Origin of the sequence: Geomonas propionica (genome assembly GCF_016458235.1) — a bacterium.
GTDB lineage: Bacteria > Desulfobacterota > Desulfuromonadia > Geobacterales > Geobacteraceae > Geomonas > Geomonas propionica.
In genome coordinates, this window is the sequence record NZ_JAEMHK010000006.1 from 197,584 (window position 1) to 217,142 (window position 19,559).

At 62.2% G+C, this 19,559-nt stretch carries 18 protein-coding genes; 3 read left to right on the forward strand and 15 right to left on the reverse strand.

Annotated features, from left to right (window positions below):
* Positions 1 to 3 precede the first annotated feature (3 nt).
* The 6 genes from JFN90_RS10080 to JFN90_RS10105 all read right to left on the reverse strand — a co-directional run bounded on the left by JFN90_RS10080 (position 4) and on the right by JFN90_RS10105 (position 6,580).
* A complete protein-coding gene (locus tag JFN90_RS10080) occupies positions 4 to 1,689 on the reverse strand; it encodes a sensor histidine kinase (protein ID WP_199394991.1) in 1,686 nt (561 codons plus the stop codon).
* 282 nt (positions 1,690 to 1,971) lie between these two features.
* Positions 1,972 to 2,781, reverse strand: coding sequence for a formate/nitrite transporter family protein (locus JFN90_RS10085; RefSeq protein ID WP_199394992.1), 810 nt, complete (start codon positions 2,779 to 2,781; stop codon positions 1,972 to 1,974).
* Between the two features lies 1 nt (position 2,782).
* Positions 2,783 to 3,091, reverse strand: coding sequence for a hypothetical protein (locus JFN90_RS10090; RefSeq protein ID WP_199394993.1), 309 nt, complete (start codon positions 3,089 to 3,091; stop codon positions 2,783 to 2,785).
* 160 nt (positions 3,092 to 3,251) lie between these two features.
* Positions 3,252 to 3,992: a succinate dehydrogenase/fumarate reductase iron-sulfur subunit gene (locus JFN90_RS10095; RefSeq protein WP_199394994.1), complete on the reverse strand. Its 741-nt coding sequence runs from the start codon at positions 3,990 to 3,992 to the stop codon at positions 3,252 to 3,254.
* Positions 3,992 to 5,905 carry a fumarate reductase/succinate dehydrogenase flavoprotein subunit gene (locus JFN90_RS10100; protein ID WP_199394995.1) on the reverse strand — a complete coding sequence of 638 codons (1,914 nt, stop codon included), beginning with the start codon at positions 5,903 to 5,905 and terminating at the stop codon, positions 3,992 to 3,994. Before JFN90_RS10100 ends, JFN90_RS10095 begins: the two co-directional genes overlap by 1 nt.
* Positions 5,906 to 5,914: 9 nt before the next feature.
* Complete coding sequence (locus tag JFN90_RS10105) at positions 5,915 to 6,580, reverse strand: succinate dehydrogenase cytochrome b subunit (protein WP_199394996.1); 666 nt, start codon at positions 6,578 to 6,580, stop codon at positions 5,915 to 5,917.
* A 432-nt stretch (positions 6,581 to 7,012) separates the two neighbouring features.
* Between JFN90_RS10105 and tgt the strand changes: the two genes are divergently transcribed.
* The 3 genes from tgt (at position 7,013) to mazG (ending at position 9,344) form a co-directional block, all read left to right on the forward strand.
* Positions 7,013 to 8,119 (forward strand): tRNA guanosine(34) transglycosylase Tgt, encoded by a 1,107-nt coding sequence (gene tgt, locus JFN90_RS10110; RefSeq protein WP_199394997.1) that lies wholly within the window; start codon positions 7,013 to 7,015, stop codon positions 8,117 to 8,119.
* 9 nt (positions 8,120 to 8,128) lie between these two features.
* Positions 8,129 to 8,476, forward strand: a complete 348-nt coding sequence (locus JFN90_RS10115; protein WP_199394998.1) for a c-type cytochrome — start codon at positions 8,129 to 8,131, stop codon at positions 8,474 to 8,476.
* A gap of 67 nt (positions 8,477 to 8,543) precedes the next feature.
* On the forward strand, positions 8,544 to 9,344 hold the full coding sequence (gene mazG / locus JFN90_RS10120) for a nucleoside triphosphate pyrophosphohydrolase (RefSeq protein WP_199394999.1): 801 nt from the start codon (positions 8,544 to 8,546) through the stop codon (positions 9,342 to 9,344).
* 250 nt (positions 9,345 to 9,594) lie between these two features.
* On the opposite strand, the gene JFN90_RS10125 is transcribed toward mazG, so the two are convergent.
* From JFN90_RS10125 to rfbB, 9 genes are all read right to left on the reverse strand, one after another.
* Positions 9,595 to 9,828, reverse strand: coding sequence for a hypothetical protein (locus JFN90_RS10125; protein WP_199395000.1), 234 nt, complete (start codon positions 9,826 to 9,828; stop codon positions 9,595 to 9,597).
* A gap of 23 nt (positions 9,829 to 9,851) precedes the next feature.
* Positions 9,852 to 11,420, reverse strand: coding sequence for a murein biosynthesis integral membrane protein MurJ (murJ, locus tag JFN90_RS10130; protein ID WP_199395001.1), 1,569 nt, complete (start codon positions 11,418 to 11,420; stop codon positions 9,852 to 9,854).
* A 124-nt stretch (positions 11,421 to 11,544) separates the two neighbouring features.
* The gene (locus JFN90_RS10135; protein ID WP_199395002.1) at positions 11,545 to 12,729 is read right to left on the reverse strand and encodes a class II aldolase/adducin family protein; all 1,185 of its coding nucleotides are present in this window, start codon (positions 12,727 to 12,729) and stop codon (positions 11,545 to 11,547) included.
* A gap of 35 nt (positions 12,730 to 12,764) precedes the next feature.
* Positions 12,765 to 14,504, reverse strand: a complete 1,740-nt coding sequence (locus tag JFN90_RS10140) for an aldehyde ferredoxin oxidoreductase family protein (RefSeq protein ID WP_199395003.1) — start codon at positions 14,502 to 14,504, stop codon at positions 12,765 to 12,767.
* A gap of 170 nt (positions 14,505 to 14,674) precedes the next feature.
* Positions 14,675 to 15,748 carry a mannose-1-phosphate guanylyltransferase gene (locus JFN90_RS10145; RefSeq protein WP_199395004.1) on the reverse strand — a complete coding sequence of 358 codons (1,074 nt, stop codon included), beginning with the start codon at positions 15,746 to 15,748 and terminating at the stop codon, positions 14,675 to 14,677.
* Between the two features lie 59 nt (positions 15,749 to 15,807).
* Positions 15,808 to 16,959: a Na+/H+ antiporter NhaA gene (locus tag JFN90_RS10150; RefSeq protein WP_199395005.1), complete on the reverse strand. Its 1,152-nt coding sequence runs from the start codon at positions 16,957 to 16,959 to the stop codon at positions 15,808 to 15,810.
* Positions 16,960 to 17,352, reverse strand: coding sequence for a phosphomannose isomerase type II C-terminal cupin domain (locus JFN90_RS10155; RefSeq protein ID WP_199395006.1), 393 nt, complete (start codon positions 17,350 to 17,352; stop codon positions 16,960 to 16,962).
* A gap of 112 nt (positions 17,353 to 17,464) precedes the next feature.
* Positions 17,465 to 18,298, reverse strand: a complete 834-nt coding sequence (gene rfbD, locus JFN90_RS10160; RefSeq protein ID WP_199395007.1) for a dTDP-4-dehydrorhamnose reductase — start codon at positions 18,296 to 18,298, stop codon at positions 17,465 to 17,467.
* A gap of 160 nt (positions 18,299 to 18,458) precedes the next feature.
* Positions 18,459 to 19,529, reverse strand: a complete 1,071-nt coding sequence (gene rfbB, locus JFN90_RS10165) for a dTDP-glucose 4,6-dehydratase (protein ID WP_199395008.1) — start codon at positions 19,527 to 19,529, stop codon at positions 18,459 to 18,461.
* Positions 19,530 to 19,559: the final 30 nt, after the last annotated feature.

Here is a 19,559-nt window from a genome sequence, read left to right on the forward strand (position 1 = left end):
CTCCTAGACCCGCGGCAGGGTGAAATAGACGGTGGCGCCCTGGTCCACCACCCCTTGGGCCCAGACCGCCCCGCCGTGCCGTTCCACGATCCGCTTGACCGTGGCGAGTCCTATTCCCGTCCCCTCGAATTCCGCCCCGTGCAGCCGCTGGAAGGCCCCGAACAGTTTGTCCTGGTAGGCCATGTCGAAGCCGACGCCGTTGTCCTTGACAAAAAATGCATCGCGATCGCCAAGCACGCAGCAACCCAGTTCGATCCGCGCCCGCTCCCGTACGCTGGAGTACTTCCACGCATTGCCCACCAGGTTCTCCAGCATCAGTTCCAGAAGCAGCCGGTCGCCCTCGACCTGCAACCCCGGCTCGATCAGCAAATCGACCCGCCGCTCCGGCTCGGCATCCTGCAGCTTGCACCCAATGCCGAAGGCGAGTTCACTCAGGCTTACGGTGACCCGGCTCAACTCGGAGCGCCCGATACGGGATAGTTCCAGCAGGTCGTCGATCAGATCCCCCATCCTCTTGCTCGAGGTCCGGATACGCTCCAGGTACCCCCGGGCCTCGGGCGCCAGCTCGGGCCCGAACTCTTCCAGCAATATGGAACCGTAACTGTTGATGTGCCGCAGAGGACCGCGCAGATCGTGGGAGACTGAATAGCTGAAAGCTTCCTGCTCCTTCATGGCCGCTTCCAGCCGCGCCGTCCGCTCGACAACCCTGCGCTCAAGCTCCTCATTAAGCAGCCGCAGCTCCTCAGCCATGCGCCGGCTCTGGGTAACGTCACGCGCGATGCCGAACAGGCCGACCACCTGTCCCTCCTTGTTGTGCAGCGGCCCCTTGATCACCTCCACGAGGTACTGCTCGCCGCTGCCGGCGCGCAACTTCCGCTCCATCAACTGGGCCTGGTTGCCGTTCAACACCTCCTGGTCCACCTCCATGATCGCGGCAGCTACTTCGGAGTCGAACACCTCGCGATCATCCCGGCCCAGCACCTGGTCCTGCCCTTTCCCGGTCATGTGACAGGCCGCCTCGTTGAAAAGAAGATAGCGCCCGCTAATGTCCTTCACGAAGATGGCGTCCGTGGTCCCATCGATCACCGAGTTGAGCAGCTCCCGGTTTTGCAGCAGCGCGCCCTCTACAGCGGTGCGCTCCACGATGACGCGCTCCAGCTCCTCATTAACAGCGACCAGCCGGGTTTGCTCCTTCTCGTAGCTCCTCAGCAGCGACCACAGCATAACGGCGCAACAAACGGTGGTCACCGCGAATCCGACCACGTTGTCCGCCATACGGTCCTGCTCCGAGGCAAACGGGGTAACCCACTGCGGGAAGCGCAACTCCAACGCCATCAGCGCGGCCGCATCGATGGAGGTCAACAGCAGAGGCAGCCAGCGCGCACGTCCTCTGAAAAAGATGGGCAGGTACATCAACAGGCAGAAAAAATATAAGGGGAGGCTTCCGTCCGAGGCGCCATTGGGGAACCAGATCAGGTTCATCAGGGCCAGGAACAGAAAGAAGAGCGCCGTCGTATGGTAGCGCCCCCGACGGGCCTCAGCCAGAAGCAGCAGAGTGAGCACGCCGAAGACGGTGACGCAGACGTTGATGTAGGGGGGAAGGTGCTGCAGGTAGTTGCTTGGGATGACGACGAAAAACGAGGCGACGACGGCCGTGATGCACAAAAGCACAAAGAGGTGTTGCTCCATCGTAGAGCTACCCCCCTTCCATATGCAGGACTTGAACCTCGCTATGGGAGATTGCGTCTCGCTCATGTGTTGCCCTCATGCGCTGCCGATAGTAACAGCGGAAAAAACGAGGGCTAAAAATAACACATTAGCCGAGGCTGATAAACACTTTTTTCAGCCCCGGCGCAACTAGAGTCATTACTGCTATGCGGTGGGCTGACTTTATGCTGGATAATGACAGTGGCAGAACGCGCAATGACAGTGTCGCCGCAAACGAAGGGGGCTCTCACCGGGAGTTTTCCTTCAGCGTGGGGCATCCACCTTGAGGTGCACGTACCAGTAGGCGAAGGCGACGAAGAGCACGCCCCCCAGGATGTTCCCCAGCGTGACCGGTAAAAGGTTGTCGCGGAAAAAGGCGCCCCAGGACAGGCCGGGCACCTCGCGTCCCAGCTTCCCCGCCAAGAGCAGTCCCGTCGGAATGAAGTACATGTTGGCGATGGAGTGCTCGAAGCCGCTGGCGACGAAGGCCATGATCGGCGCGTAACAGGCGAGCATCTTGCCGGACACGTCACGGGCCGCGGTGGCCATGAAAACGGCGAGGCATACCAGCCAGTTGCACAGGATGCCCCGCACCAGGGCGACGCCGAAGGGGAGCTGGCACTTGGCCGCCGCAGTCCTGATGGCGGTCTCGGCTACGGCGCCGTTCATCCAGAGCTGGGACTCGAACATGAGGGCGGCGAAGAAGAGCGATCCTGCCAAGTTGCCGACGATGACGATGCCCCAGTTCTCCAGGAGCTGTCCCCAGGTGATCTCACCGTGCAACGCGGAACTGGTGAGAAGGCTGTTTCCGGTAAAAAGCTCGGCGCCGCAGACAACCACCAGCATGAGGCCCAGGGAAAAGACGCTCCCCCCCAGGAGTGCGGCCACCCCTTTGCCGGCGAAGGCCGCGGCATCCTGGGTTACCACCGTGGCCAGTTGCGCGCCGAAGCCAATGTAGAAGCCGGCCAAAAGGCTCAACACGAAGGTGCGCAGCCGCGACTGGGTCAGCACCCTCTTGCCGTTGTCTACGATGGTGCGCACGGTTTCGGCCGGCGTCAGGTACATCTTTTCCATGTCAGCGGCCCTTGTTTCCGGTCATCTTGAGGAAGATGACGACCTGTGCTGCGATATCGACGGCCAGGACCGCTGCTGTGCCGTATAAAAGCCAGGGGATGCGATCAAAGAAGGCCAGGCAGTTGAAGAACATGTACAGCATCACCACCCAGGACAGGAGCCTGCGGATCCCGCGGGCGGTGTGCTCGGCCTCCTCCTCACCGCTGCCGGCGAGCAAAGCGATCGCAGGTGCGGCGTGGTACCCGACGGTGGCGTCGATGAAGGTGAGGAAAATGTTGACGACGAAAAGGTAGGTGAACAGCTGGTCCATGTGGCTCCGATCCGAAAATCTGGTAATGCCTGCATAAGTAAGACAAACGGAGGTAGGAATCAAGCAGAATCGGGCCTTACACCCGCGTCAATGACGGCTGGGGAAATAAAAAAAGGGCGGAAGGTTTCCCTTCCGCCCCGCTTCTTCTAACACGGCCCTGTTACTTAAGGAGCGCTTTCTGGTACTCGCGGTTCAGCTTCGCGATGAACTTGACGTTGATCCCTTTCGGGCAGGCAGCCTGGCACTCGTAGTGGTTCGAGCAGTTGCCAAAACCTGCTTCCTGCATCGCTTCGGTCATGGCGCAGACGCGCTCGGCGGCCTCCGCCTGGCCCTGCGGCAGTGCGGCCAACTGGGCAACCTTTGCCGAGGTGTAGAGCATCGCCGAGCCGTTCGGGCAGGCGGCGACGCAGGCGCCGCAGCCGATGCACTCGGCAGCGTCCATGGCGTAGTCAGCCGCGATCTTCGGCACCAGGATGGCGTTGCCGTCGGCAACCCCGCCGGTGTGGCAGGAGGTGTAGCCACCGGCCTGTATGATCTTCTCAAGGCCGTTTCTGTCCACGATCAGGTCCTTCTGGATCGGGAAGGCGAGAGCACGCCACGGCTCGATGTAGATGGTGTCGCCGTCGTTGAAACTTCTCATGTGCAGCTGGCAGACCGTGGTACGCTCACGCCCGCCGTGCGGCACGCCGTTGATGACCTGGGAGCACATGCCGCAGATCCCCTCGCGGCAGTCGTGGTCGAATGCGATCGGGTCTTTGCCCTCTTTGATCAGGTGCTCGTTTACTTCGTCGAGCATCTCCAGGAAGGACTGGTCGGGGCTAACATTTTTGGCCTCGTACTGCTCGAGCTTGCCCGGAGCTTTGGGGCCACTTTGGCGCCATACGTGAAGTGTGAGGTTCATTATTTATAACTCCTTACCGCCAGATGGACGTTTTCGAACGTCAACGGCTCCTTGTGCAGTTCGGGCTCCTTGTCGACACCTTTGAACTCCCAGGCTCCGACGTAGCAGTAGTTCTCGTCGTCGCGCTTGGCCTCGCCGTCGGGCATCTGGTGCTCGACGCGGAAGTGGCCGCCGCAGGACTCGTTCCTGTGCAGGGCGTCCTTCGCCATCAGCTCGCCGAACTCGAGGAAGTCCGCCACGCGGCCGGCGTTCTCCAGCTGCTGGTTGAGCTCCTCGCCCTTGCCGGTGACCTTGACGTTGTTCCAGAACTCCTCGCGCAGGACCGGGATACGCTTGATGGCGTCCTTGAGGGTCTCCTCGCTTCTCGCCATGCCGACGTTTTCCCACATGATCTTGCCCAGTTCGCGGTGGAACTCGGAAACGGTCTTCTTGCCGTTGATGTTCATGAGGCGGTTGTTGTAGGCCTTCACGTCCTCGACCGACTTCTTGCACTCGGCGTGGTCCGCAGTTACGGCGCCCGGCTTGGTCTTGGCGAGGTAGTTGGCGATGGTGTAGGGGATGACGAAGTAGCCGTCGGCCAGACCCTGCATCAGCGCGGAGGCGCCCAGGCGGTTCGCGCCGTGGACCGAGAAGTTCGCCTCGCCCAGGACGAAGAGGCCCGGGACGTTGCTCTCGCAGTTGTAGTCGACCCAGAGGCCGCCCATGGAGTAGTGCGGTGCCGGGTACATGCGCATCGGCTGCTTGTAGGCGTTCTCGTCGGTGATCTTCTCGTACATCTCGAAGAGGTTGCCGTAGCGTTCGCGGATGGTGTGCTCGCCGACGCGCTTGATGGCAGCCGAGAAGTCGAGGTTCACGCCGCGGCCGCCGGGGCCGACGCCGCGCCCGTCGTCGCACTGCTCTTTCGCTGCGCGGGAGGCGATGTCGCGGGGAGCGAGGTTACCGAAGGAGGGGTACTTCCTCTCCAGGTAGTAGTCGCGCTCTTCTTCCGGGATGTCGTTGGGGTGACGGTTGTCGCCCTTCTTCTTCGGAGCCCAGCAGCGGCCGTCGTTCCTGAGCGACTCGGACATGAGGGTCAGCTTGGACTGGTGGTCGCCGGACTGCGGGATGCAGGTCGGGTGGATCTGGGTGTAGCAGGGGTTCGCGAAGAAGGCGCCCTTCTTGTGGGCACGCCAGTTCGCGGTGACCGAGCAGCCCATCGCGTTGGTGGAGAGGTAGAACACGTTGACGTAACCGCCGGTGGCGAGGACGACCGCGTCGCCCACGTGGGTGCGGATCTCGCCGGTGATCAGGTCACGGACGGTGATACCTTTGGCCTCGCCGTCGACCACCACGAGGTCCAGCATCTCGGTGCGGGCGAAGAGCTTGACGGTGCCGGCTTTCACCTGGCGGGACAGAGCCGAGTAGGCGCCCAGCAGGAGCTGCTGACCCGTTTGGCCGCGAGCATAGAAGGTACGGGAAACCTGCGCACCGCCGAAAGAGCGGTTGTCGAGGTAGCCGGCGTAGTCGCGGGCAAACGGAACGCCCTGGGCCACGCACTGGTCGATGATGTTGTTGGACACCTGGGCCAGACGCCAAACGTCCGCCTCACGGGCACGGAAGTCGCCGCCCTTGATGGTGTCGTAGAACAGGCGGTAGATGCTGTCGCCGTCGTTCGGGTAGTTTTTGGCGGCGTTGATGCCGCCCTGCGCCGCGATGGAGTGGGCGCGACGTGCGCTGTCCTGGTAGCAGAAGGCTTCGACGTTGTAGCCGAGCTCGCCCAAGGAGGCTGCGGCTGCACCACCGGCCAGGCCGGTGCCGACGACGAGAACCTTGTATTTACGTTTGTTAGCGGGGTTAACCAGCTTCAGGTCGAAGCGGTGCCTGTCCCACGAGGTCTGAATCGGTCCTTTCGGACATTTTCCGTCGAGTATCACTTGAACCCCCTAAAGTTTCAATAAGCCGGCCAGGATGACCGCAGGAATCGAGATATAAGCAAGCATGAGGATGGCGGAGATGACCTTGCCACCGGTACCGAAGGCCGGGATGGTCTTCTCGTTGTTCCACCCCATGGTCTGCAGGAAGCTCGGGATGCCGTGGGAGAGGTGCAGGAACAGCATCAGCATGGCGAACATGTAGGCCAGGGAGATCAGGCCGTTGCCGAAGCTGGTCACCACCATCCTGAACACGTCGGGACGGTTGGCAGAGTCGAGGCCGACTACGATGTCGGGGGTGCCTTTAATGGTGAACTGGAGCAGGTGGTACAGGATGAAGCCCGCGACCAGCAGGCCGGTCCAGATCATGTTCTCGGAGGCGAAGCTCGCCTTCAGGTTCCTTTTCACCGCGTACGCGCCCGGGTTGGCTGCCTTGTTCTCAAGGGTCAGCGTGACGCCGTAAGCGATGTGGACGGAGATGGCTGCCAGCATGAACAGGCGGAAGGCCCAGACCAGCGGCGGCAGGCTGTGCAGATGCTCAGCATACGCGTTGATGCCGTTGGGGCCAAAGAAGATGGTGGAGTTTCCGATCAGGTGGATCAGGATGAAGATGATCAGGAGCTGTCCCGTGATGGACATCAGGATCTTTCTTCCCACAGAGCTAGATAAGATTCGCATGTTTTTTGTCCCTTTGCCTTTTTTCGATTTCAGATGAGTTGGATTGCGTGCGTACACCGGAGGAGTACAAGTCCCGAAGACCCGTTCACGGGGCGGACTCGCGGCTTCCGCTTGGGGGGGATGGGGGACCGCGCCACGGGCTCAGTGTCTGCATGATCTCTCCTTTATTGAACTCACATTAGCAACAGTGGATGGTACCTATAACATAAAAATCGGCGGGTTGATAGACGCGCATATTAAATGCCGTTATACGAAAATGCAACAGTTTTTTGTATACAGCATACAATTAATGGTTCAGACACCTTAGCCCCTTCTAAACTGCACTAACCCTGTTTTGAAATAACGCTTACGGCGCCGTATTGTTGCAATTTTGACCCCGCTCTGCTAATTAGGATAGGCACCCTCAGTAAAACATTAAAGCCAGGAAGGTTCATGATTTATAAACTGCTCAAGAAGGACCCCAAGTCCGGCGCGCGCCGCGGCGTAGTAACCACCGCCCACGGCGAGATCCAGACCCCGATCTTTATGCCGGTGGCGACGCACGCCGCCATGAAGGCGATGACCCCGGCGCAGGTGAAGGAAACCGGCGCCCAGATCATCCTCTCCAACACCTATCACCTGCACCTGCACCCCGGCGAAGCCCTAGTGCAGAAGGCGGGCGGCCTGCACAAGTTCATGTGCTGGGACGGCCCCATCCTCACCGACTCCGGCGGGTTCCAGGTCTTCTCGCTGCCGAAAAAGCGCATCACCGAGGAGGGGGTCTTTTTCCGCCACGAGGACACCGGCGAGGAGATCTTCCTCGACCCGGCCAAGGCAGTCGCCATCCAGGAGGCCCTGGGCGCCGACATCATCATGAACTTCGACGAGTGCATCCCCTACCCCTGCGACAAGGCGTACGCGGAGCGCTCCACCGAGAAGACCATCCGCTGGGCCAAGCAGTGCATCGACGCGCACTCGCGCGAGAACCAGTACCTGTTCGGCATCGTGCAGGGAAGCGTGTTCGAGGATCTCAGGAAGCGTTGCGCCAAGGCGCTGGTGAAGATGGATTTCCCCGGCTACGCCATCGGCGGGGTTTCCGTGGGCGAAGGGCTTGAACTTTTGAAGCAGGTGGTCGGCTACACGGCGCCGCATCTTCCCGAGGACAAGCCGCGCTACCTGATGGGCGTGGGGCTTCCCGAGGACATCCTGGAGAGCGTGGAGCGCGGCATCGACATGTTCGACTGCGTCATCCCGACCCGCTACGCGCGGAGCGCGACGCTCTTCACCAACCGCGGTCGCATCAGGCTCACCAACAAGAACTACCGTCGTGACTTCTACCCGGTGGAGCCCAACTGCACCTGCTACACCTGTCGCAACTTCACCAGGGCGTACCTGCACCACCTGTTCACCTCCAACGAGGTGCTTTCGGCGATCCTGGCCAGCATTCACAACGTGCACTTCTACCTGAACATGATGGCCGAGATCCGCACCTCCATAGAGGAAGGGCGCTTCGTGGAGTACAAGCAGCAGTTCCTCTCCACCTACCTGAAGGGAAAATAGGTGAACGGCATGCGACGCAGCTTCGTCATTGCGGCGACGGCCATCGCCCTCTCCTGCGGCTGTTCCAAGCAGGAGCCGGCGCAGGCTCCCGCGCCCAAGCAGTCGGCGGCCCAACTGGAGCTCTTCGGCGAGGAGCTTTTCAACGAGCGCTGCCGGGACTGCCACATCGTCAAAGACAAGGGAGGGGTGGTCGGCCCCGAGCTGTCCCACGTCGGGAGCAAACGGGACCGGCGCTTTCTGGAGCAGGTGATCCGGGAGCCTGGTAAGGTTTACCCCGGCACCGCCATGCCCCCCTACGACACCTTCTCGAAAAAGCAGATCGACTCCCTGGTCGAGTACCTGGGCGGGCTCAAGTAGCTTCCCATCCCCCTCCCCTGCCCCTCCCCCTCCGGGGGAGGGAATACTTCCTTCCGGAGATCCACTCATGTCCACTGAAAGCACCCAGAACCGTTTCGACCGCCTCATGGAGATCATGCGCAGGCTGCGCGCGCCCGGGGGCTGCCCCTGGGACGCCGAACAGACCCACGACTCGCTCAAGCGCTACCTGCTGGAAGAGTCCTACGAGGTAATCGAGGCCATCGACGCCAACAACGACGAGCTACTGAAAGAGGAGTTGGGGGACCTCATCCTGCAACCCATCTTCCATGCCGCGGTCGCCGAGGAGCGCGGCGCCTTCACCATGGACCAGGTTCTGGACGCCATCAACGACAAACTGGTGCGCCGCCACCCCCACGTATTCGGGGACGAGGTGATCGAGAACAGTGCCGCGCAGGTGGAGAACTGGGAAAAGATCAAGAAGCGTGAGAAGGGGGAGGAGCGCAAGTCCGCGCTCTCGGGAATACCGCCGCACCTCCCTGCGCTCATGAAGGCGCAGAAGATCACGGAAAAGGCCGCCCGGGTCGGCTTCGACTGGGAACACACCGACCAGGTCTTCGCCAAGGTGATGGAGGAGTTGCACGAGTTCCAGGAGGCGATGGCAGCCGGGGACCAACAGGAGATGGAATCGGAGCTGGGGGACCTCATCTTCGCCATCGTGAACCTGGGACGGTTCCTGTCGCTTGACCCGGAGGAGGCACTCAGGAAGACCATCCAGCGTTTCACCCGGCGTTTCAACCACATCGAGGAGACCCTGCACGGAGGCGGCCGGAAGCTGCAGGATGCCACCTTGGAGGAGATGGACCTGCTTTGGGAAGAGGCCAAGAAATTAGAGAAAGGTTCAATCTAATTAATATTTTTACGATACCAGCGGCTTATCCACATTTTATGTGGATAAGCTGTGGAAAACGATGTTGACAAACTGAGAAACCTACGGCTTTTAAGCACTTTCCGCGTTCTGCATAAATATTGGCCATGACGATATTCGAACGAAAAATCAGCAACTTAGCACAGATCGTATACATACGTGGTCTATCGACCTCAGACAGAATTAGCTACTCCTAATTAGGTGGCAACCCCGGTGGAAATCCTGTGCATAACTACCCGATTTTCGCCCGGGTCACGCCGCCTTTCGTATCTAAAATCACCCCTTCCATCGACAAGAGCCCCCGCTTGGAGTCCGTCCCACCCGGAGCAGTGAATCCGGTCATGCCGCCGCTCGCGCCGCCACCCTGTGGCAGGGGATGATGACCGGCAGCAGGTTGCGCCACCCCACCGTATCCCGCAGAGGTTTCGTACATGAACCACGCAGTAACCGCCGCCTGGTTCCTCATATCCTTCTCCTAAAAAACCCGATCTACTTTTTGAACAGCTTTCTCTTGACCAGGCCGATCACGTCACCGGCCTCCTCGCAACGCAGCAGGTGCGCCGAGACCAGGAAGATGGCCATCCCGGCCAGCACCCCTCCCCCCAGCACGCCCCCTTTCAGGAGCCTTTTCCCGGGCGGCGACCAGTCGATGAGGCGCATGATCCAGTACACCGCCAGCGCCATCGGGAGGGAGGCGATGATTCCTTTCACGCCGGCCACGGAAATGGCCCGGCCGCCGAAGGGACCGATCTTCTTCCTCAAGAACCAGAGCAGGAGCAGCATGTTGCCCAGCGCGGAAAGCGACGATGCCAGCGCCAGCCCGCCGTGCTTCATCGGCCCCATCAGAATGAGACTGAAGAGCAGGTTGAGCAGGAAAGCGGCGAAGGCGACCGCCACCGGGGTCTTGGTATCCTTGAGCGCGTAGAAGGCCGGGACCAGCACGCGCACCAGCGCCACGAAGGCGAGCCCCACCGAGTAGTAAAGGAGCGCGGTGCCGCAGTTGACCGCCTTGGCGTAGTCGAAGGCGCCCCCCATGAACAGCAGCGAGAAGATCGGGGTGGCGCAGAACATGAGCCCGACCATTGCCGGGATGGTGATGAACAGGGTGAGCCGGACGCCGTATGAGAGGGATTCTTTGAGGGCGTCCATGTCACCGGCCGCCGCCTGCCGGCTCATGGAGGGGAGCACCGCCTGGGCCACCGACACGGTGAAGATCCCCTGCGGGAACTCGAAAAGCCGCTGCGCGTAGTAGAGGTAGGAAACGCTCCCCTCGGGGAGCAGGGATGCCAGGATGGAACCCACCGTGATGTTGAGGTAGTAGACGCCAACGCCGAACACCGAGGGGCCCATGAGCAGCGTGATCCGCTTCAGGGCCGGATGGTCCAGGTTGAAGTTCGGCCTGAGCGGAAAGCCCATCCGGTACAGGACCGGCAGTTGCAGGAGCAGTTGCAGCACCCCGCCGATCAGCACGCCCACGGCCAGGGCGACGATGGGGACCTGGAACCGGTCGTGCAGCAGCAGGGCGGACAGGATCATGGAGATGTTCAGGAATACCGTGGAGATGGCCGGGGTGAAGAAATGGCGCAGCGTGTTCAGGATCCCCATGCACAGGGCGACCAGGCTCACGAAGAAGATATAGGGGAACATGAGCCGGTTCAACAGGATGGTGACTGAGAGCTTTTCTGGGTTGGACGAGAACCCCGGGAACATCAGGTGCACGAGTTGCGGCGAGAAGATGATGCCGAGGATGGTGATCCCGGCCATCACGATGGTCAGCGCGGTGAAGCAGACGTTGGCCAGCGCGCGGGTCTCCTCCTCCCCCTTGTTGGTGTGCCATTCCGAGAAGGTGGGGACGAATGCCGATGTGAGCGCCCCCTCCGCGAAGAAGCGGCGCAGCATGTTGGGGATCTGGAACGCGGCGAAGAAGGCGTCGGTGTAGAGGCCGGCGCCGAACAGGCGGGAGACCACCATGTCGCGGATCATGCCCATGATGCGGGAGAGCATGGTGGCCGCTCCCAAGACACCAGCGGCGCGGGCTATGTTCTTCTTCTCAGACAAACAACCTCCTAAAACCTCAAAACCACAAAATTAACGCAAAGACGCAAAGTCGCAAAGAAGACCAAAACACGGCTGGTAAAAACCCAAAGCTTTACGCCGTACTTTGCGTCTTTGCGCCTTTGCGTTAACAATCAGATTTTGAGCCGTTAGTACTGCCTAACCGCCGGAAGTATTCCTCGCGGCAGAAATTCTCAACGTCGACCATGGCGGCGAAGGCCTCGCCGAAACCCTCGCGTCCCAGCGTGAAGACGCCGTGGCCGTAGACGATGGCGGAACCGCTGGCGCCAATCACCGGCGGCACGCGCTTGGCGAGCCCCCCGGCCCCGATCTCGCCGGCGACCACAGGGGTTCCCCCCAATTCCCGCACGTGGGGGCAGTCCTTCCAGCAGTCCTTGATGGCGCACTCCGCCTTTTTGTCGCAGAGCATGCTCATCACCACGGAAAACTTGGGATGCCCATGCAGGATGACACGGGCGCCGGTCTGCTCGTAGATCTTGCGGTGCGCCAAAAGCTCGCTGGATGCGGTAATCCCGGTGGTCGAGGAGTTGTCTGCGGGGACCGGGTCGATGCACCCCTTCAACTCGTCCAGACTCGCCGCGGTCTGCGAAATATAGATCCGCTCGCCGGCCACCGCAGAGATGTTGCCGAAGAAGGAGTCCACCAGCCCCCGCTCAACGGTGTAGCGCCCCACCCGCTCGATCTCGGCAAGAATCTCTTCCTTCTCCAGGGAAAGTGCGCCGACGAAGTCGAGCCCCGAGGCGGAGAGCGGTCTCAACCACTCTTGCCGGAAAGAGTCGAAGGCCTCGCGCTCGCCGGGCAGAAGGAAACCGTCGACCAGCACGTCCTGCAGGTATTTCACGAAAGTGGAATGGAACACGGAAGAGTAGTTGATGAAGGACTGCTCCACGGTGATGGCGCCGACGGCGACGATACCGACCCCTTCGACGATCACCCCTTTCCGGTTACCGAGCAGCCGCGCCAGGATGGGAGCGGCATCCCCGGCGAGGTCCTTGCGGCGCAGGAAGGGGATGTCGTGCAGGAAGGTCCGGGTCTCGGTGTCCTGCGGCACGATGCACTCCTCCCCCTGCCCCGCCCTGGCAATCAGGAAATCCGCGAAGGGAAGCGACGGGCGCGCGGCCACCAGCGCCAGGGAATTCAGGCGCGACAGCGTGGCGCCAGCCAGCGCGGCCAACTCCGGCGCACCGGCCGCGATCAGCACGTCGTCCTGCGCGGCGAAGGCGATGCCGTCGACGCAGGCCGAGCGGTCGGCAAGAAGTTTTCCCGTGTATTTACTGATCTGGTCTCGCATATCTCACCGCTTCTATTTGGTTGCCATGGCAGGCATCAGGGCAGCTCCGCGAGGAGGTCCCGGTCGCCGAAGCGGCCATCCTCGTCTAGGCCGCGGATGCGGTAGTACTTCTGCAGCTCTTCTTCAAAGCGAGCCCGGTCGATGGGGGGGACGTCGATCCCTTCTCCGGCACTCCCCGCCTCCTCGAAGAAGCGGCGCGGCAGCATGTCGTGGGTGTGGCTGAACCCGTTGGCGCAGTTGTAGAAGCGCTCGGTGAGGTAGATCCGCTCGCCGATCGCTTTCAGCGACTCCGGCCCGTACTCCACGCCGGTCACCGCCGAGATAAGCTCCCCGTACTCCTCGAGGGTTGCGCCGAAGAAGGCGAACTTGCAGGCAACCAGCGAATCTACCGCCGCGTTGACGTCTTCGGCGATCTTGATGATGCGGGCCTTGCCCGAAAAGGAGAAGCGGTCGGTGGGGACCGGTTTTCTCAGGATTTCGTGCGAAATGGGATAAGCGCGCAGGTGGCAGCCGCCGCGGTTGGAGGTGACGTAGGCGAGCGCCATGCCGTAGGCGCCGCGCGGGTCGTAAGCGGGCAGCTCCAGGGATTTCACGCTCATGGAGAGTTCCGGCTTCCCCAGCAATTCCGCCATGCGTCGCGAGCCGAGACTGAGCAGCTCTCCCTGGCCATGCCGGTAGGCGATGTCGGCAAGGAGGCTCGCCACTTCGGCTGCATCCGGGAAACGACCACGCGCCTCGCCGAACGCGGACAGGGTCGCCGCGGCGGAGATGGTGTCGAGCCCGAGTTCGTTGCACAGTGAGTTGGCCTTGACGATGGCGTGCAGGTCGCTGATGCCGTTCAAGCCACCGAAGTGGTTCACCGTTTCGTATTCCGGCAGCGGCTCTCCGGCCGCGCTCGCCTTCTTGCACTGGATCGGGCAGCCGTAGCACCCTTCCTTCTTGGCGCCGCACTCCTTGCGGATCGCGGGTCCCGAGTAGTTGCCCGAGTCGGCGAAGAAGGTGGAGCGGAAGTTCTCGGTGGGGGCCATGCGCCGCTGGGCCATCAGGTCGACCAGGGCGGGCGTGCCATACTCGGCGATGCCCAACTCACCGAAGATGACTGGCGACGCCCGGAACAGGCGCATCACGTCGCCGCGGGCGCGGTCGAAGCGCTCCTTATCGGCGATCGCGGTCGTGCCGTCCCCTTGGGCGGTGATCGCCTTCAGCCCCTTGGCCCCCATGACCGCGCCCAGGCCGCCGCGGCCGATGGAGTTGCCCTCCCCCATCATGATGTTGGCGAAGAGGACGCCGTTTTCGCCGGCGGGGCCGATGGTGGTTACCGAGCCGCGCTCGCTGAGGGCCGCCACCGTCTCCTTCACCCCCTTGCCCCACAGCAACTGGGCTGGATGCAGCTCGTCCCGTGCCGGATCGATGGAGAGAAAGACCGGCTGGGGGCTTTTGCCGGTTATGAAGACGGCGTCGAGCCCGGCCGCTTTGAGCCGCCAGGCGAAGCGCCCCCCCGCCGAGCAGTCGTAGATGGTGCCGGTAAGCGGCGAACGTGAGACACAGGAGAGGCGCGCCGCCGTGGGTGAATTGGAGCCGCACAGCGGGCCGACGGCGAAGATGAGCGGCAGGTCCGGCTCGAAGGGGCCGAGGCGGAAATAGTCGCGCATCAGCCGGACGCCCAACCCGCGTCCGCCAAGATATGCGTGCAGAATTTCGGTGGGAATCTCCCTGCGCTCGCAGATGCCACGGGTGAGATCGACATGCAGCAACTTTCCGGTCCAGCCGTACATACAAACCTCAAAAAAAGGTTAGAAGCTTTACCACAGAGGACACAGAGGCCCACAGAGGTCCGGGAGGAAAAGCTACTTCAGGGGAAAAACAAAACCTTCGTGCCTGTCCTCTGTGTAGATTCGGCTTTTCCTCTGTGCCCTCTGTGTTCCGCCTTTGATCCTTTGATCTTTTACAGCAGTTCCTGTTTCCCCTGCCGCTCCAATTCTTCCACCACCTTCTTCACGTCCTGGGCGGCCTGTTTGGAGCAGACCAGCAACGCGTCGGGGGTGTCCACCACGATCAGGTCGCTGACGCCGACAAAGGCTACCATTTTACCGTTGCCGTAGGCAAGACACTCCTTGGCCCCCACGGATACGGCACCGGCCGAGTTGATCAGCACATGCCCCGCCGCATCCGCCTCCATCACCTCGGGAAGCGCGCTCCAACTCCCCACGTCGCTCCAGCCGAAGGACGCTGGAATGACCTGCACGTCCTGCGCTTTCTCCATCACGCCGAAGTCGATTGACTCCCCCTTGATGCTGCCGTAGATCTCGGCGATCTGAGGCTTCAGGTCGGAGATTTCCCAGACGTCCGACTCGAAGGTGAGCCGGGCCAGGGCCTGGGAGAGTTCGGGCATGTGCTGCGCGATCTGGTCCAGGATGGCGCAGGCTTCCCAGACGAACATGCCGCTGTTCCAGTAGAAGCGCCCGGAGGCCAAGAATTCGACGGCGCGCTCCAGGTTCGGCTTTTCCACGAAGCGCTTCACCGGCGCGGCACCGGAATCGGCCGGCTCGCAGGCCTCGATGTAGCCGTAGCCGGTCTCGGGCCTGGTCGGGGTGATTCCGAGGGTCACCAGCGCTCCACTCACGGCCACGGAACGGGCGGCGGTCAGGGTGGCGCGGAAGGTCTCTTCGTCGACGATGTAGTGGTCGGCAGGGAGCACCACCATGATGCCGTCGGGATCGAAGCGCGCGATAATAGCGGCGGCCAGGCCGATGGCAGGCGCCGTGTTGCGCCCCACCGGCTCCTCGATCACGTCGACCGGAACCCCTTCTATGTACGCCAATTGGGCCCGGGTTTCGGCGGCCTGCAAGGCGTTGGTGATCACCATAACCCGCTTGGGATCCAGCGGCAGGACCCGTTCCACCGTCCTTTGCAGCATGGACTTGCCGCCGAAGACGGACATGAGTTGCTTCGGTGTGCTCTTGCGGGACAGCGGCCAGAATCTGGTGCCGGAGCCGCCCGCCAGGATGACGATGTACATGGTTTCCTCCAGCTCTGCAATAATCCCCGCCAAAGGAGGGGGAAGGAACAACGAAACGACTACGCGCCTCCCTGCCTGGAGCGGCGCGTTTTCATGACCAGCACCGCGGGGATGAAGGCGAAAAGACTCAACATGGCGCCCATCTTGGCGGAGGGGCCGGCGGCGGAATCGGGGAACGCCTCTCCGGCGACGAAGAGCGCCACGGTGAAACCGATGCCGGCGACGAGCCCGGTGGCGATCAACTCACGCAGCCCCACCCCGATGGGGAGCGGGAAGCCGAGCTTGCTCCCCATGAGCCCGAAGCTGACGATGCCGATCACCTTACCGCAGATCAGGGAGGCCAGCACCAGCCAAGTGGCGGATCCGACGGAACCGAAGGCGACGCCGGCGTTGACCAGCCCGAAGACGAAGAGCCCCACGTCGACGAACAGCTTCCAGTCATGCTCGAAGCGCGAGAGGGGCGTGAGGTCGTCAGGATCCATGTCGAACATGTGGCGCTTCTCCACCGGCGGGTGCGGCAGGAAGGGAACCACCAAGGCCAGCGCCAAAGCCGGGTGCAGATGGGCCTCGTGCAGCCCGAACCAGCTGAGCGCCCCCCCGAAGATGAGGTAGGGCCAGTAACTGAAGACCCTGGCGCGACGCAGCCCCCAGCAAAGGGTGAGCGCGGCGACGCACAGAAGCAGCCATCCCGGCTGCACCGGCGCCAGCGGATCGCCGTAGAAAAGCGCGATGATCACCAGTCCCACCGCGTCGTCGGCTATCGCCAGCAGGAGCAGGAAGGAGATGGCCGGATGACCCTTGCCGAAGATGAAGCGGGCGGCGAGCCAGGCGAGCGCGATGTCGGTCGCGGTCGGGATGCCCCAGCCACGGGACAGTGCGGGAGCGCCGAAGGCGGCATTGAGGAGCAGGTAGAGCGCGACCGGCCCCAGGATCCCTCCTACGGTGGCCAACAGCGGGTTGACGGCGCGCCGCAGGGGGTGTAGATCGCCCCCCGGCAGACAGCTCTGGGTGATCTCGACGGCGGCGATGCCGAAGAAAAACGCCATGAACAGGTCGTTGGTGACGAAGTGAACAGAAAGACCCGCGAAAAGCGGGTCGTGCAGGAAGTGGTGGTACTGCTCAGGTGCCAGGTTGGCCCACAGCAGCGCGGCGATGACGCCGCCGGCCAGGGGCACCGAGAATTCCCTGAGCAGGCTCAGTTGTTTGTGCATTTATACGATGGGCTCCACAGCGGCCTCGGCGACGCTCTCCGCACCCGGAGCCTCGACGCGGTGGTAGTCGTCCTGGAACCGGACGATGTCGTCCTCGCCCAGGTACTCGCCGCTTTGCACCTCGATGATCACCAGCGGGATCACGCCGGGGTTCTCCAGGCGGTGCGTCGACCCGATCGGGATGAAGGTCGACTCGTTGATATTGATGATCTTCACGTTTTCCCCGCAGGTGACCTTGGCCGTACCGGAGACCACGATCCAGTGTTCGCTGCGGTGATGGTGCATCTGCAGCGAAAGCCTCTGGCCGGGCAGCACCTCGATGCGCTTGATCTTGTAGCCGTTGTGCTCGTCCAGGACGGTGTATGTTCCCCAGGGACGCTCTCCGCGTTCCATGATGTCCTCCGGTTAGTCGGTTGTGATGCCCTAACGTCTGTGGGGGCGAATAAACTTTCGCCCAAGGTTCGTGGGAAAGGGGACCGGCACCTGCGGAGCCAGTCCCCAGGCGCTATTTGACGGGTCTCAACTCCAGGTAGCGCTTGAGCGCCTCCTGCCAGGGCTGCGGTACGAAGCCGGTGTCCTGCTGCAACTTGCCGCAGTCCAGGGTGGAATAGAGCGGCCGCGGCGCCGGACGGTTCAGTTGCTCGGTGGTCATCGGCAGGACGGCGACGTCGAGTCCGGCCAGGCGGAAGATCTCCTTCGCGAAGCCGTTCCAGGAGACGTACCCCGAGTTGGCTGCGTGGTAGGTCCCCTGGCATCCCTTGTCCAGCAGCGCCTTGATGGCGAGGGCGAGGTCGCGGGTCCAGGTGGGGGAGCCGATCTGGTCGTCCACCACGGTCAGTTCCTTCTTCTCCGCGCCCAATTTGAGCATGGTCTCCACGAAGTTCTTGCCACCGTGGCCGTAGAGCCACTGGGTGCGCACAACCAGGTGGTCGGGGTTGAACCAGGTGTTCATCTCGCCCCCCAGCTTGGACTCCCCGTAGACGCTGAGCGGGCCCGCGAGGTCGTCCTCGACGTAGGGAGAGCCCTTCTGGCCGTCGAAGATGTAGTCCGTGCTCACCTGGACCAGCTTGGCGCCGACCTCCTTGGTGATCATGGCCAGGAAGGCGACCCCTTCGCTGTTCACCTGCATGGCCAGTTCCGCGTTGGACTGGCAGCCATCCACGTCGGTGTAGGCGGCGGCATTGATCACGACGGACGGCTTCAGGGTGAGGAGCACCCGCTGCACCGATTCGAGGTCCGTGATGTCGATATCGTCCACGTCGACCCCGCGCGCCGCGTTCCCGTACAGCGCCATCAACTCCTGCCCCAACATCCCTTTGCTGCCGACTACCAGAATCATCTCAAACCCCATAGAACCGGTTCTACGTTCTACGTTCTACGTTCTATGTTCTACGTTAACCCCAAACCTGTTTGCCCTGCCGCGACCGACGACCGCAGCCGGCAAACCAAGAGGAGATTCTAACCTAGAACGTAGAACATAGAACGTAGAACTCGTTTTTTTATGCCGTCGCTCCGTACTGCAGCTCGTAGTATTCGCGGTAGGCGCCGCTGACGACCTCTTCGACCCACCCCTGGTTGGCCAGGTACCAGTCGATGGTCTCGGCGATGCCACGCTCAAAGGTGTAGCTCGGCTCCCAGGAGAGCTCGCGCTTCAACTTGGAGGCATCGATGGCATAACGCCGGTCGTGCCCCTTGCGGTCCTTGACGAAGGTGATCAGCTCGCGGCTCTCTCCCGGGGCCCGGCCCAGGCGCTCGTCCATCAGGTCGCACACCAGCTTCACGATGTCGATGTTCTTCCATTCGTTGTTGCCGCCCACGTTGAAGATATCGCCGGGCTTGCCCTGCTTGAGCACGCGCTCGATGGCGGCAGAATGGTCCTTCACGTGCAGCCAGTCGCGCACGTTGAGGCCGTCGCCGTACACCGGCAAGGAACGCTTCTTGAGGATATTGTGGATCATGAGCGGGATCAGCTTCTCCGGGAAGTGATAGGGCCCGTAGTTGTTGGAGCAGCGGGTGTTCAAGGTAGGCAGACCGAAGGTCTCGAAGTAGGCGCGCACCAGGAGATCGGCCCCGGCCTTGCTCGCGGAGTAAGGGGAGTTTGGCGCCAGCGGCGTCTCCTCGGTGAAGTACCCCTCGGCGCCGAGGCTACCGTACACCTCGTCGGTGGAGACTTGCAGGAAGCGGAAGTCGGGGAGCTTCTCGGCGTGCTGTCGGCTCGCCTCCAGAAGGGTCTGGGTCCCCAGCACGTTGGTTCTCACGAAAATGTCGGGGCCGGTGATGGAACGGTCGACGTGCGACTCGGCGGCGAAGTGCGCCACGGCATCGACCTTCTCCTCGGCCAGCAGACGCGCCACCAGCTCGCCGTCGCAGATGTCACCCTTCACGAAGCGGTAGTTGGCGCTCCCTTCGACCGCGGTGAGGTTCTTCAGGTTGCCGGCATAGGTCAAGATGTCCAGGTTGATCACCCGGCACTGCGGGTTGCCGGCCATGAAGTGGTTGATGAAATTGGAACCGATGAACCCCGCCCCACCGGTAACCAGCAACGATGTGGGTGTGAAAACATCCTGCATAACGCCTCCGGCCGGCTCTGTGTCGGGACC

What these genes read in the sequence shown, in the direction of transcription:
- JFN90_RS10125 (WP_199395000.1), bottom strand. Translation starts at nt 9,828, where the DNA reads ATGAGGAACCAGGCGGCGGTTACTGCGTGGTTCATGTACGAAACCTCT.
- JFN90_RS10090 (WP_199394993.1), bottom strand. Translation starts at nt 3,091, where the DNA reads ATGGACCAGCTGTTCACCTACCTTTTCGTCGTCAACATTTTCCTCACC.
- rfbB (WP_199395008.1), bottom strand. Translation starts at nt 19,529, where the DNA reads ATGCAGGATGTTTTCACACCCACATCGTTGCTGGTTACCGGTGGGGCG.
- JFN90_RS10085 (WP_199394992.1), bottom strand. Translation starts at nt 2,781, where the DNA reads ATGGAAAAGATGTACCTGACGCCGGCCGAAACCGTGCGCACCATCGTA.
- JFN90_RS10095 (WP_199394994.1), bottom strand. Translation starts at nt 3,992, where the DNA reads ATGAACCTCACACTTCACGTATGGCGCCAAAGTGGCCCCAAAGCTCCG.
- JFN90_RS10155 (WP_199395006.1), bottom strand. Translation starts at nt 17,352, where the DNA reads ATGGAACGCGGAGAGCGTCCCTGGGGAACATACACCGTCCTGGACGAG.
- JFN90_RS10140 (WP_199395003.1), bottom strand. Translation starts at nt 14,504, where the DNA reads ATGTACGGCTGGACCGGAAAGTTGCTGCATGTCGATCTCACCCGTGGC.
- JFN90_RS10145 (WP_199395004.1), bottom strand. Translation starts at nt 15,748, where the DNA reads ATGTACATCGTCATCCTGGCGGGCGGCTCCGGCACCAGATTCTGGCCG.
- mazG (WP_199394999.1), top strand. Translation starts at nt 8,544, where the DNA reads ATGTCCACTGAAAGCACCCAGAACCGTTTCGACCGCCTCATGGAGATC.
- JFN90_RS10115 (WP_199394998.1), top strand. Translation starts at nt 8,129, where the DNA reads ATGCGACGCAGCTTCGTCATTGCGGCGACGGCCATCGCCCTCTCCTGC.
- JFN90_RS10080 (WP_199394991.1), bottom strand. Translation starts at nt 1,689, where the DNA reads ATGGAGCAACACCTCTTTGTGCTTTTGTGCATCACGGCCGTCGTCGCC.
- JFN90_RS10150 (WP_199395005.1), bottom strand. Translation starts at nt 16,959, where the DNA reads ATGCACAAACAACTGAGCCTGCTCAGGGAATTCTCGGTGCCCCTGGCC.
- tgt (WP_199394997.1), top strand. Translation starts at nt 7,013, where the DNA reads ATGATTTATAAACTGCTCAAGAAGGACCCCAAGTCCGGCGCGCGCCGC.
- JFN90_RS10135 (WP_199395002.1), bottom strand. Translation starts at nt 12,729, where the DNA reads ATGCGAGACCAGATCAGTAAATACACGGGAAAACTTCTTGCCGACCGC.
- JFN90_RS10105 (WP_199394996.1), bottom strand. Translation starts at nt 6,580, where the DNA reads ATGCGAATCTTATCTAGCTCTGTGGGAAGAAAGATCCTGATGTCCATC.
- rfbD (WP_199395007.1), bottom strand. Translation starts at nt 18,298, where the DNA reads ATGATTCTGGTAGTCGGCAGCAAAGGGATGTTGGGGCAGGAGTTGATG.